This is a genomic window from Segetibacter koreensis DSM 18137 (assembly GCF_000374045.1).
GTDB lineage: Bacteria > Bacteroidota > Bacteroidia > Chitinophagales > Chitinophagaceae > Segetibacter > Segetibacter koreensis.
This window is the reverse complement of record NZ_KB893320.1, coordinates 71,585-84,039: the sequence shown is the minus strand read 5'-3', so window position 1 is coordinate 84,039 and position 12,455 is coordinate 71,585. Positions and strand designations below refer to the sequence as shown.

The 12,455-nt window shown below is 36.6% G+C and carries 10 protein-coding genes; 6 read left to right on the top strand and 4 right to left on the bottom strand.

The features are described from left to right. Nucleotides 1-113: 113 nt before the first annotated feature. From B154_RS0108170 to B154_RS0108155, 4 genes are all read left to right on the top strand, one after another. Entirely contained in the window at nt 114-572 is a 459-nt protein-coding gene (locus tag B154_RS0108170) for a hypothetical protein (protein ID WP_018613276.1), read from the top strand. A gap of 81 nt (nt 573-653) precedes the next feature. Continuing rightward, on the top strand, nt 654-1,589 hold the full coding sequence (locus tag B154_RS0108165; protein ID WP_018613275.1) for an SDR family oxidoreductase: 936 nt from the start codon (nt 654-656) through the stop codon (nt 1,587-1,589). A gap of 121 nt (nt 1,590-1,710) precedes the next feature. Next, complete coding sequence (locus B154_RS0108160; RefSeq protein WP_018613274.1) at nt 1,711-3,525, top strand: tetratricopeptide repeat-containing sensor histidine kinase; 1,815 nt, start codon at nt 1,711-1,713, stop codon at nt 3,523-3,525. A gap of 20 nt (nt 3,526-3,545) precedes the next feature. Continuing rightward, complete coding sequence (locus B154_RS0108155; protein ID WP_033411358.1) at nt 3,546-4,178, top strand: response regulator transcription factor; 633 nt, start codon at nt 3,546-3,548, stop codon at nt 4,176-4,178. A gap of 69 nt (nt 4,179-4,247) precedes the next feature. Here B154_RS0108155 and B154_RS0108150 read toward each other — a convergent pair whose 3' ends face one another. The 4 genes from B154_RS0108150 to B154_RS0108135 form a co-directional block, all read right to left on the bottom strand. Further along, nucleotides 4,248-5,069: an O-methyltransferase gene (locus B154_RS0108150; RefSeq protein ID WP_018613272.1), complete on the bottom strand. Its 822-nt coding sequence runs from the start codon at nt 5,067-5,069 to the stop codon at nt 4,248-4,250. A 72-nt stretch (nt 5,070-5,141) separates the two neighbouring features. Next, nucleotides 5,142-5,636, bottom strand: coding sequence for a dihydrofolate reductase (locus B154_RS0108145; RefSeq protein ID WP_018613271.1), 495 nt, complete (start codon nt 5,634-5,636; stop codon nt 5,142-5,144). A gap of 155 nt (nt 5,637-5,791) precedes the next feature. Further along, complete coding sequence (locus tag B154_RS0108140; RefSeq protein WP_018613270.1) at nt 5,792-6,613, bottom strand: thymidylate synthase; 822 nt, start codon at nt 6,611-6,613, stop codon at nt 5,792-5,794. A 183-nt stretch (nt 6,614-6,796) separates the two neighbouring features. Next, nucleotides 6,797-7,516, bottom strand: coding sequence for a head GIN domain-containing protein (locus tag B154_RS0108135; RefSeq protein ID WP_018613269.1), 720 nt, complete (start codon nt 7,514-7,516; stop codon nt 6,797-6,799). A gap of 441 nt (nt 7,517-7,957) precedes the next feature. Here B154_RS0108135 and B154_RS0108125 point away from each other — a divergent pair, with 441 nt between their 5' ends. Together B154_RS0108125 and B154_RS0108120 are read left to right on the top strand one after the other, a co-directional pair. Continuing rightward, nucleotides 7,958-8,821, top strand: coding sequence for an SdiA-regulated domain-containing protein (locus B154_RS0108125; RefSeq protein ID WP_018613267.1), 864 nt, complete (start codon nt 7,958-7,960; stop codon nt 8,819-8,821). Beyond that, on the top strand, nt 8,808-12,449 hold the full coding sequence (locus tag B154_RS0108120; RefSeq protein ID WP_018613266.1) for a BamA/TamA family outer membrane protein: 3,642 nt from the start codon (nt 8,808-8,810) through the stop codon (nt 12,447-12,449). Before B154_RS0108125 ends, B154_RS0108120 begins: the two co-directional genes overlap by 14 nt. Nucleotides 12,450-12,455: the final 6 nt, after the last annotated feature.

The following is a 12,455-nucleotide window of genomic DNA, read 5'->3' as shown; positions in this document are numbered from 1 at the left end:
TATGATGGCTTCAGCATCATTGATGTGGTGGCAAACAATAACTTTTAACTTTAAAAGTGTAGCTGTTAAGGTATGCCTGTAAAGCAATTTTTTAAAAATAAAAATCTCTGCACATGGCTCAGTTTAAATCATTATTAACCGCATCATTGCTTATTGTTTATGTAATAACAGTCGTAAGCTGTAATCCAAATGAGAAAGCTGAAGGCCAGCCTACATCCAAATCTTCCGTTACTCCCTTAGAAGGTGCATGGGAAATGGTATCGGCTGATGGAAAAGTTACACAATTTAAAATATGGCATGACGGCTTTTTTTCGCTCATCATGCAAGATTCTGCAGGCAAATGGTCTGATGCGGGAGCTGGCAGTTATTCGATAGATGGAAATACTTATAAGGAAACGTTTCGCTACTGCAGCATCCCAGAATTTGTAGGCGCAACTAACTGGCAAACATATGAACTAAAAGGTGATACGCTTTACTTCGAAGGTTTCAACAAGGTAGTGTATGCAGATGGGAGCGACAAAACAAACCAGTTTGGCAGCAAATTTCAAGAAAAAAGAGTAAGAGCAAAATAAGAAATAGAAGTAGACGCGGCTAACGGGTGTATAAAATATCTTTTTCAATTAATATTTTTCCAAGTCTAAAACAAGTAAAACATGTCTGTTATTTTAATTACCGGATGCAGTACCGGTATAGGATATGCTGCTGCAGAAAAACTGGCCCGCAACGGTCATACTGTTTACGCCACTATGCGTAATCCTGAAGGATCGCCTCAATTAAGCCAGCTTGCAGAGGACAATGACCTTCCTATAACTGTGTTGCCTTTAGATGTTAATGACGAACAATCCATACAGAGTACAGTCAGTCTTATCCTTGACAATGAAGAAGCTATTGACGTGTTGGTAAATAATGCCGGCGTTGCTTCATGGGGGGCAGCAGAAGAATTACCGATAGAATCTTTTAAAACTGATATGGAAACAAATTACTTCGGAACTCTTCGTTGCATTAAAGCTGTACTACCATCAATGCGGAAAAGAAAAAGTGGTTCAATAATTAATGTAACCTCTATTGCAGCAAAATTTCACGCCAACTTCTTTTCCAGTTATTGTGCTTCAAAAGCTGCCGTAGAAGCCTTAAGTGAGGCGCTAGCACAGGAATTAAAGCCGTTTAATATAGAGGTGACGATAGTAGAGCCGGGGGTCATTAAGACTCCAATTTTTAGTAAAGCCGTTAAAGCAAATTACATTCCTGATAATACAAATTATCCAAATGTCAGGAGACTTCTTTCTTTTTTTGCCGCGTCACTCGAACGTGAAACACCTCCTTCTGTTGTTGCCGATGTTATTAACGATATTGTCGAAAGAAAAAGTAACAAAATCAGGCATCCTGCTGGCTCAGATGCTGCAGGTTTATTAGAAATGAGAGCGTCTACCTCTGACGAAGATTGGGTAACAGTAGGTGGGATTGACGACGATGATTGGATTGCAGCCATGGAACAGATGGGGCTTGAAGTAAGAAAATATATGCAGGCAGAAGAATTGCCAAGGTTAACTGTCGATGACCTTTCTATGCAAACAATTCCAATAGAATAACAAAAACGAATATAAATAGATCGAAGACGCCAGGTTCTTTTTCTCCGAATTAATTGCGCCTGCATGAACCAATATAAAAACAGTACTATGAAATCTTATAGTAAAATATTATATTTATTTTATGTACTGGTTAGCATTTCGCTTATTGGGCATAATGCTTATTTGTGTATCCTCTATTGAAAATATACAGGGACAAAGAGAAGTTGTACCCTTATCTCTTAACAAAATCAACCGTGATTCTCTTGCCATAATAATTCATCAAAAAGAACAAGAAAAAGATTACCAGGCACTCGGGGATATTTACGCAGGCATTTACAGCTATTTTTATGAAACAAGGTATAAGGACTCAACTCTCTTTTATATTGGTAAAGCGGAAGAAAACCTGCTAAAGGCAGGAGACTCATCGAAGTATTATTTTACCCAACTCCATTTAGGTCAAATTTACTTCGGAGGGTTTCATTTAGATACTGCCAGGTCTTATTTTACTAAAGCAAAAAATTACTACAGCAGCGTCAATAATTTCAAAATGCTTACGCATTGTTTGGATGGTTTATGGAATATTTATGCAGCCCTCAGAGACACTCTAAATATGATCAGGTATAATCGGATGGCGCTCGAAGCAAATAAAAAGGGAAAAGATACACTAGCTCAAATTATACTTCAACACCGGGAAGCTTTTGCGCTGACAGAAAAAAATAGATTGAATGAAGCGATCCGCATATTGGAGGAAAACGTGCAATTGATCAGACAGGCAGAAAAAATCGGTAATAGTGAACATCATAGAATATTCTGGAGAGAAAACGAATTGACTTTGCTTGCAGACTGCTATTACCGTAAGCGCAGTTATTTACAGGCAATCCGGTATTTACGACAGGTTTATAATTTCAATGACGTAAATGAAAAAATTACTGATGCGAGTTCTATAAGAAAGTATCGTCTTTTAGCTATTAGTTTTATTAAATTACACAAAATAGATTCGGCAATAAAATACCTCGAAACTTTTTTTGCCCGCTCAAAAATTACCGTTACCGCTCTTAATCCCGAGAAAAGTAACGAACTAATCATAAAGTACGAAACCGAAAAAAAACAAAGGCAAATTGAGCAACTGCAACAGCAGAATGAATTACAGCAACTGCAGGCTTCTAACCAGAAAAAACTAGATATAGCTTTAGCGATCATTTTCTTCCTGGTGTTGACAAGTGGTTATTTGATAACAAAAAATACACTGCAAAAAAGAAGGGCGGCAATGGAACTCGCCAGGCAGGAAGTGGTAAATGCACAGCAACTGCATAAACAAAAAGAATTAGAATTAAGAAACAAGATAAGTCGAGACCTGCACGATGATATTGGAGCTACGCTGAGCAGCGTAAAAGCTTACTCTGAAATCTTACATACCCATCCTGATAATTTTTTAATAAATGATCTTATCAGACAAAATGCGATCGAAATGATTGACCAACTGGAAGTAATAGCCTGGGCAACAAATCCGCAGAATGATAACTTACAAAGTCTGAAAAATGCCATGCGAAAATTTGCCCAACCTATTTGTCATATACGTGATATTGAATTGATTTTTGATGAAAAAGTCGCAGATGATCATTTGGAAATTCCGGGAGATATCAGGCAAAATATTTTGTTGATTTTTAAAGAAGCGATAAATAATATGATAAAATATGCAAACGCTTCTCTTTGTTATGTATCCATATTTATACAAAATGAAAACTTTTGTATGGAAGTCAACGATGACGGTGTAGGCATAGATGAGGTTATTAAAGGTGGAGGTGCGGGTGTAAAAAATATGGCAAAAAGAGCCGAGGAAATCAATGGCAAGTTTGATATTGAAAGTGTGCCAAGAAAAGGAACAACGCTCAGATTATCTATACCATTTCCATTTAAAATACCAAATAAATGGGATAAAAATAAGTATGAGTTGTAGCTAATTTATTGTTTGCAATTATGATTAAGGTTGCTGTCATAGAAGATAACCCACAGTATCGTACTACCATTTCTATCATTTTGCAGTTAAATGAAAACCTGAAACTGATTCATAAACTTGAAGGAGCATCAGAAATGGTACCGCTGTTTGAGGTTGATAAACCTGATGTTGTTTTAATGGATATAGATTTGCCGGTTAAAAACGGTATCCAGGCTACCTGGGAAATAAAAAAGATTTGGCCTGAAATGAAAATACTGATGTTAACAGTGTTTGAAGACGATGATAAAATCTTCGGCGCAATAAAAGCAGGTGCAAACGGATATTTGCTAAAAAAAGATAGCCCGCAAAAAATTTTAGATGCAATTGAGGCTCTTTATAATGGAGAGGCTGCAATGAATGGAATAATTGCCTCAAAAATGTTGGAATATTTTCAAAAGCAGCAGCAGGATGTTTTAGATATGGAAGAGACAAACCTAACCGCACGAGAAAAAAATGTTTTACAATTATTGGTAAAAGGTCTGACGTATAAGGAAATCGCAGGAAAAGCATTTATTTCTATTGAAACGCTTAATTCTCATATCAAAAATATTTATCGCAAACTCAATGTACATTCACGAGCTGAACTTACAGCCAAATATGGACATATTCTATAATTCCACACAAGCCTTTATAACATCCTAAAAAGTTTTTCCGACATTTTAATTTTAAAACCAAGAGTCATTCTAAAACCTAATAACAAAGTGCTGAGGCACTTTTTGTTCTTTTCTAAAGAAAACTATGCCGATGAAAAATAAATCTATAGTTAGTGTCACTGAAGAATGCTGCTTAATATACTCCCACGCCTCTTCCATTCCTTTGCTCCAATGAATATCATCAAAAATAAAAACAGAAGATTCAGTTGATTTTTGCAGCAGTTGTTCGAAGTAACGGATAGTAGGTTCTTTACGATGATTTCCATCAACAAAGGCGAAGTCTATCTTGTTTATTTTATTTAATTGAGGCTGTAGGGTTTCGTCAAAATTTCCTTCAATTACATCGATATTATTTAATGCCAATTGACTGAAATTATCTTTTGCTATTGCTGCCACCTCTGACGCCCCTTCAAAAGTATAAACAGTGCCGAGCAGGTTTCCTAAAGCCAGGTAACCTGTAGTTATGCCCAAAGAAGTGCCGAGTTCAACAATAGTATTTGCGGAGTAATAGTTAACAATTCGAAACATTAATTGAGAAAACTTCTTTGGTTTTAAAGCAGAGCGGGCAATATCACTCACTTTTCTTTTATTACTTTTTGTTACAGTTGATCCTGCGCCAAAATCTGTGATGCTTAATACTTTATTATTTTTTAATACACTTTGCCTTACCTGTTCTACTGAATTATAGGCATAAAAGTGCCTGTTGTCGTTCATTACCTTTGTTATAAACTCAAATACAAATGGAGAATGTACACCGTGCCCTTTCCCGTTTAAAGCAGTTATATAATATTTAAAGAAACGAAAACCTACATGTATAGGATGATACGAATTTGAAGAAGATATAAAAGGCACTTTTTTATCGAATTTATTTTAAAACCCTTATTGTTAATTCTTATAAAATCTAGACGAAGAAATGCATTATTCTTATTGTTTTTCCCAAAGTTGAAAAGAATAATTATACTTATGCTTTTCATCCGCGAAGCAATCCCTGTTAGAAACCAGCTTCCATTTTTTCTTATCAATTTCAGGAAAGAAAACATCGCCCTCTATTAACGTATGTACCCGTGTCATATAAATTCGATCTGCTTTATGCATAACATCTTTAAAAATTTCACCGCCTCCTATTACAAAAACTTCTTTCACGTCAGCATCTTTGGCTACAAATAATGCGTCGTTCCAGTTTGTAACTATCACCACACCTTCTGCTTTAAAATCTTTCTGCCGAGTTATAATAATATTTATCCTGCCTGGCAGCGGTTTATATCCATTTGATTCAAAGGTTTTTCTTCCCATAATCATAGGCATGCCCCAAGTCGTGTTTTTAAAAAACCTCATGTCAACAGGCAAGTGCCAGGGAAGCTGGTTGTTTTTGCCAATAACATTATTTGTAGAAGCTGCTGCTATCAGCGAAATAATCATAATTTTTTTACTTGTATTAATTGTATTTTAAACCAACCCAAACGGTTGATGGAAAAAAAGCGCATTACCATTCCTACTTTAGATATCACCTCTACTCAGGATTGCTGTCTTTGTCTCACCAATCAACCCACCTCGCAATTACCAGTAACTACTGGTTACACAGCGACCTCACCCTTAATAGGTGAATGATGGTGGTAATTTTCCAGAGTAAAATCTGCGAACTGAAAATCAAATATATTTTTAACTTCCGGATTTATCTTCATTTGCGGTAAAGGATAAGGAGACCGGCTCAACTGCAGTTTTACCTGTTCGAGGTGGTTGTTATAAACATGTACATCGCCAAAAGTATGAATGAAATCGCCACAATCGAGGTTACAAACCTGAGCGATCATCATAGTAAGTAAAGCGTATGAAGCAATGTTAAAAGGAACGCCTAAAAATACATCTGCACTTCTTTGGTATAACTGGCACGATAACTTTCCTTTTGTCTCACCCTTCGCTACATTAGGAGGAGCTACGTAAAACTGAAAAAGTGCATGGCAAGGCATAAGAGCCATTTCCGAAAGCTCGCCAACATTCCAGGCGCTCACTATCATTCTTCGGCTGTCAGGATTATTTTTCAATTGGTTAATGACGTCTGATATCTGGTCTGTTATTTTTCCATCTGCACCTTGCCAGCTTCGCCATTGTTTGCCATAAACAGGACCAAGATCACCGTTTTCGTCTGCCCATTCATTCCAGATTTTTACGCCATTGTCTGTAAGGTATTTTATATTGGTATCCCCTTTTAAAAACCACAACAATTCGTAAATAATGCTTTTAATATGTAGCTTTTTTGTTGTCACAAGCGGGAAGCCGTCTGCAAGGTGAAATCGCATTTGGTAACCGAAAACGCTGATAGTTCCTGTACCGGTTCTATCAGTTTTTGTGACCCCGTTGTCTAAAATATATTGAAGAAGTTGCTGATATTGTTGCATGGGCGCAAATTACAGCAAAAGCTGAACGAATGGAAACAGGATTAAATTGTTTGACAAAAGTGTGAATTAAAATACTTTGGTAATGGTTACAACTTGTAACAAACAAAATTCCCTTGTTGCTAATAAAATAAAAAGCTCCCGCAATTTTTACCTGCAGGAGCTTCTAAACAAATAACACGCTTTTTATGACTTTATAATCTTTCCGCTGCCAGAAGATTTTAAATTAATGTTTGTGGCCGAACCCTTATAGTAAATATTTCCGCTGCCACTTACTTTCGCGTCGATACTTCTATTGGCATATACCTTTATATTTCCGCTGCCGCTTACATGTGCAAATACATCGTTGCAGGCAACATCACTGCAATCAATATTTCCGCTGCCACTGATAGTCGCATCTATATTATTCGTACTCTTTCCTTTAAGCGTAACATTGCCACTACCGGAAACAGCAATCTTGGTTTCGTTAAAAGAATTCATTCCAACGTTTATATTTCCCGAACCCGATACCGCAATATTTGTTTTACCATCGTTGGTAAATTCGCCATTGCCTGTAATGTTTCCACTTCCGCTGACCTTTAACTCTGTAACTTTTGTTAAACTGACATATACCATTAATTTGCTTTTAGTTTTAAGGCCCGTTCTATTCTTTGTTTTTACCTGCAACACGCCATCCTGCACCTTTGTCTCAATGTATGGCAAAAGATTTTCATCGCCTTCAACAGTTATGGTGTTAGAAGTTCCGTAAGCTAATTGAACATTCATATTACCTGATAATGCCACACCGGTAAACCCCGTTACTTCACGCGTTTCTTTTTTTACATTTCCGTTTCCGGTTATAGTTTCCCATTGTGCAAAGCTGCAAACAGTAATGAAAGTAAATAATGATAAGAGTAATTTTTTCATAATTGACAGTTGTTTTCAGGTATAACGCAGGAAGATAATATAGGTTACAATTAATGATAATTTTTGGATAAATGGCAATAAGAACATTCATACCCACGGTTCTGAAAGGATAAGTGGTAATTTATTTGCTAACCTTATTACTTTTCTATCATAAAAAAATACCGCTGACGCTCTTTAGCTATGTAGCACGACGAATAACATATGCAGGATAAAAAGCAATTGCCAGGAAAGATACTTTTTACAAATGAAGTTGCATGTTTTTTACTTTCTTTCCATTTATTTTTCAGCTCATTGCAAAGCTTTTTAAATGGTATAAATATTGCAGAATTTATTGCTTGCCTTAACAGTTAGCATAACACGGAGTAGGAATGTAGCAAATAGTTTTGATTTACCCTTATGCAATTATTAATTTTATCGGCTCAAAAGTTTTTCCATTCATCCATGATAACCAGAAAATTGCTGCTTAGCTTTTCCCTTTTTCTATTTGCTGCCTGTATTAAGAAGAAAGAGACCGATACTTATCCTTCATTGCCCGGTTATGATCTTACAAATCCGGTAATGATACATTTAAAAACAAACCTTGATGAAATTTCCGGAATTAATTATTATCCTAAAGATACCAGCATTTTTGCGGTAGACGATGAAGAGGGTGTTTTATACAAAATATACATAAGAAAGCAGGTACAGGTTAAAAAATGGAAATTCTCAGGGGAAGCGGATTATGAAGATATATTACTTTACGACAGTACTTTTTATGCTTTACAAAGCAATGGTCATGTGAAAGCTTTCACTTTTTTATCCAAAGACTCTTTGCAATCGTCAGGTTTCTCCATTTCTCTTCAGGGTGATAATGAATTTGAAACCCTCTATTATGACCCATCCCCAAAAAAGATAATAGTACTTTGTAAAAACTGTGCATCTGATAGCAGCAAAAGTACTTCTGCATATGCATTTGATCCGGGTAATCACACTTTTTCAGATACGCCTTTTTTTACTATAAATACTGATGATATTGCAGAAGAGATAGGTGTTGATAAAATAAAATTTAGTCCTTCGGCAGCCGCGGTTCACCCTTTAACCAAAGATGTTTATATAATTTCATCTGTTAATAAACTGCTTGTCATTGCTAACCATTCAGGAAAAATAAAGGATGTTTATGAACTGGATCCCAGGCTGTTTAAACAACCTGAAGGAATCACGTTTACTCCCGCCGGCGATTTGATAGTTTCTAATGAGGCAGCAGATCTTGGTGCGCCTAATATTTTAATATTTAAATACAAACCATTTCTTCATGATAAAGGTTAGTGCACTTCTTCTATTGATATTAATAAGGATAAATGGTTATTCACAAAATGATAGTTTACAGGCAAGACTTATACTTATCGGCGATGCAGGTGATTTTAAAAATGGAAGACACCCGGTAATAGATGCAGTGAGGAAAACAACCAAATTGGACAATAAAACAACAATTTTATATTTAGGTGACAATCTTTATACAACAGGATTGCCTGATGAACAAAGTTTTAATTATGATATCAGAAAAAGCGTGTTAGATACGCAAATAGCAATTGCTTCCGGAACAGATGCAAAGGTTTATTTTATTCCTGGCAATCACGATTGGGACCGGGCAGGAAAAGGAGGATGGGATGCTATAATACGGGAACAACAATATGTAGATCAAAAAGGAGGAAAAAATGTAAAATTTTATCCCGAAGACGGATGTGGCGGCCCGGTAGAAGTAGAACTTAGTAAGGATGTTGTCATGATCATTTTTGACAGCCAATGGTGGATCCATCCGTACGACAAACCCGGCGTAGAATCGGATTGCCCGTATAAAACCAAACTGGAAGTGCTGAATCAAATTGAAGATATTCTTTCAAAAAATTCAAAAAAGCTGGTAATACTTGCCTGTCATCATCCTTTTAAAAGTTATGGTATTCATGGCGGTTATTTTACTTTGAAACAGCACATTTTTCCTCTTACCGACTGGAAGCCGAACTTGTATGTTCCACTGCCGGTAATAGGTTCTATATACCCGATAGCCCGCGGTGTTTTTGGTCTTCCACAAGATCTGTCGCATCCTGCCTACGCTAATATGATACATGATGTGCAAAAAGTAGCAAAGGCACACCCAAATGTTATTTTTGTTTCCGGACACGAACACAACCTGGAATATATTAAAGACAGTAGCTACAACTATATCATCAGCGGAAGCGGCACAAAAAGTACCCGCGTATCTCCCAACAAAAAAGCTCCCTTCACTTCCGACTTAAACGGTTTTGCAGTTCTTGATATATTTAAGCAAAAAAAGGTAGATGTAACTTTTTATACAGTTAGCGATTCTATCAGGAAAGCTTTTAACAGCCCCGTACTTGATTTTTCAAAAATACCTGTACCCGCATCAGAAGATACTATTCCAATAGTGTATGTACCTTACTCAGCAGACAGTATAACCATATCGGCAAATGCTAAATATGCCAGGGTATCTAGATTGCAGAAATTTTTAAACGGAAGTAATTACAGAGATGTTTGGGCAACACTTGTAAAGCTAAAAGTGTTTCGGGTGAATGAAGAATTGGGTGGATTTACAATAACAGGCCTTGGTGGTGGCCACCAGACAAAGTCACTTAAATTAAAAGATAAAGATGGAAAAGAATGGAGCTTGCGAACCATCAATAAAGATATTACAAAAATACTTCCGCAAGGTGTGCAGGGAAGTGCAGCAGAAGATTACCTGCAAGATTTCATCTCATCGGCCCATCCCTATTCTCCATTAATTGTTCCCACTTTGGCAAAAGCAGTAAATGTAGTAGCAGCCTCTCCTAAAATCTATTTTGTTCCTAATGACCAGGCTTTGGGCATTTACCGACCTTTTTTTGCAAATAGCGTTTGCCTTCTCGAGCAAAAAGAACCTACGCCACATGGTGAAGACACCAAAAGCGAGCAAAAACTGGTAAACAAGCTACTGGATGATAACGACAATCACGTTGATCAAAAGGCTTTTCTCCGTGCACGCTTACTCGATTTTTTAATAGCAGATTGGGACAGGCACTTTGATCAGTGGCGGTTTGCTGAAAAAGATACGGGCGAAGGAAAATTGTATTACCCCATTCCACGAGACAGGGACCAGGCATTTTCTTATTCTAACGGATTGCTGGTGAAATATGCAACGCAAAATTCAATTCCTTTCCTCAAAGGGTTTAAAAAGCATATCCCTTCCATTAAGTGGCTGGCATACTGGGCAAAAGATTTAGACAGAACTTTTCTTACCGGTCTTGATTCTTCCACCTGGAAGAAAACTATTTCAACTTTTAGAGCAAGCCTGCCTGATAATGTTATTGACAAAGCAGTTAAAAATCTGCCTCACGAAATATATGCGTTAGATGGTAAAGAATTAAGCGCAAAACTAAAAAGCCGCAGAGACGACTTACCCAAAGAAGGAATGAAATACTATAAATTTTTATCAAGGCAGGTAAACATTACAGGCAGTAACAAAAATGAATTTTTTAAAGTGGAATCTGCCGGTAAAAATTTAAAAGTAAGGGTGTACAAAAAAACGGATAAGACCGACTCTGCCTCTTTAATTTATAGCAGGATTTTTGAACCTTCGGTGACAAAAGAAATAGATCTATACGGGCTTAACGGAGATGATGTTTTCGAAATTGATAAAAAAGTAAAGTCACCGATTACACTTAGAATTATTGGTGGAAAAGGAAACGACACTTTCAATATTAATGGCAGGATAAAGAATTACGTGTACGATTTTACAAAAGAAAATAACCTTATTAAGAATACGAGTCAGACTATTAATAAATTTGAAGATGATCCGGAAGTAAATAAGTATAGCACTACAGGTTTTAAATATGATAAATACAGTTTTCCTAATCTAAACCTAGGTTACAATGCAGAAGACGGGCTGATGGCAGGAGTAGGTTTTTATAGAAAAACATATGGTTTCAGAAAAGAGCCTTATTCTACCCTTCAAAAATTAAGTTCGTTATATGCCCTAACCAGTGGTGCGTACAAAGTGTTTTACCAAGGTGAGTTTAACCACGTTATTGGTAAAAATGATATTGTTGCTGATGGCGAGTTAGGTAAACCTGCACTTAACAACTTTTTCGGCTTAGGAAATTTCACCAAAATACAAGACACAAAGGAAATTGAATACTACCGTGTGCGTTATAATTATGCTTATGCCGATGTAATGCTTCGTCGTCGTTTAGCCAATATTGTTTCAATATCAGCCGGGCCCTCATTTTATAATTACTGGAATCATTTAAAAGACAATGAAAATAAGATTTTAAGCATGCCTTCACTTGTAGGTCTAGATTCTGTAAATGTATATAAGACAAAGGTGTACGCAGGAGGCAAACTGGCAGTGCAAATAAATAATGTTAACAGTGAGTTTTTGCCAACCCGCGGCATCTTATGGAATACAGAATTTTCTGCTTTAGCAGGTATGAATAAAAACAGCAGGGCATTAACATCATTCACTTCTGATATGACTGTTTATTCAAGCCTTACCGACCCGGCCGGGGTGGTGAGTGTTCTTCGCCTGGGCGCAGGCCATATTTTTAGTAAAGATTACGAATACTTCCAGGCTATGAATCTCGGGCAAAATAATTTTTTAAGGGGATTCAGAAAAAACCGTTTTTCAGGCTCCTCTGTTGCTTATGGCAGTCTAAGCCTTCTTATAAAATTATTTGATTCCAAATCTTCTATTTTCCCTGGTTCTGTTGGCATCATTGCTTTTGACGATATTGGCCGGGTTTGGGCTAAAGATCAGAATAGCAATAAATGGCACAACGCCTTTGGTGGCGGATTGTATTATTCACCTTTTAATATGGTAATTATGTCTGCAACCGTTGGCTTTTCTGAAGAAGAGACTTTGTTGAATATCTCAATTGGCACTAAATTCAACCTGACATTTTAAAACAAT

Excerpts from the sequence above, each read along its gene's own strand:
- B154_RS0108135 (WP_018613269.1), bottom strand. The coding sequence starts at position 7,516 with ATGAAAAAATTACTCTTATCATTATTTACTTTCATTACTGTTTGCAGC.
- B154_RS0108165 (WP_018613275.1), top strand. The coding sequence starts at position 654 with ATGTCTGTTATTTTAATTACCGGATGCAGTACCGGTATAGGATATGCT.
- B154_RS0108160 (WP_018613274.1), top strand. The coding sequence starts at position 1,711 with ATGTACTGGTTAGCATTTCGCTTATTGGGCATAATGCTTATTTGTGTA.
- B154_RS0108125 (WP_018613267.1), top strand. The coding sequence starts at position 7,958 with ATGATAACCAGAAAATTGCTGCTTAGCTTTTCCCTTTTTCTATTTGCT.
- B154_RS0108120 (WP_018613266.1), top strand. The coding sequence starts at position 8,808 with ATGATAAAGGTTAGTGCACTTCTTCTATTGATATTAATAAGGATAAAT.
- B154_RS0108155 (WP_033411358.1), top strand. The coding sequence starts at position 3,546 with ATGATTAAGGTTGCTGTCATAGAAGATAACCCACAGTATCGTACTACC.
- B154_RS0108170 (WP_018613276.1), top strand. The coding sequence starts at position 114 with ATGGCTCAGTTTAAATCATTATTAACCGCATCATTGCTTATTGTTTAT.
- B154_RS0108140 (WP_018613270.1), bottom strand. The coding sequence starts at position 6,613 with ATGCAACAATATCAGCAACTTCTTCAATATATTTTAGACAACGGGGTC.
- B154_RS0108145 (WP_018613271.1), bottom strand. The coding sequence starts at position 5,636 with ATGATTATTTCGCTGATAGCAGCAGCTTCTACAAATAATGTTATTGGC.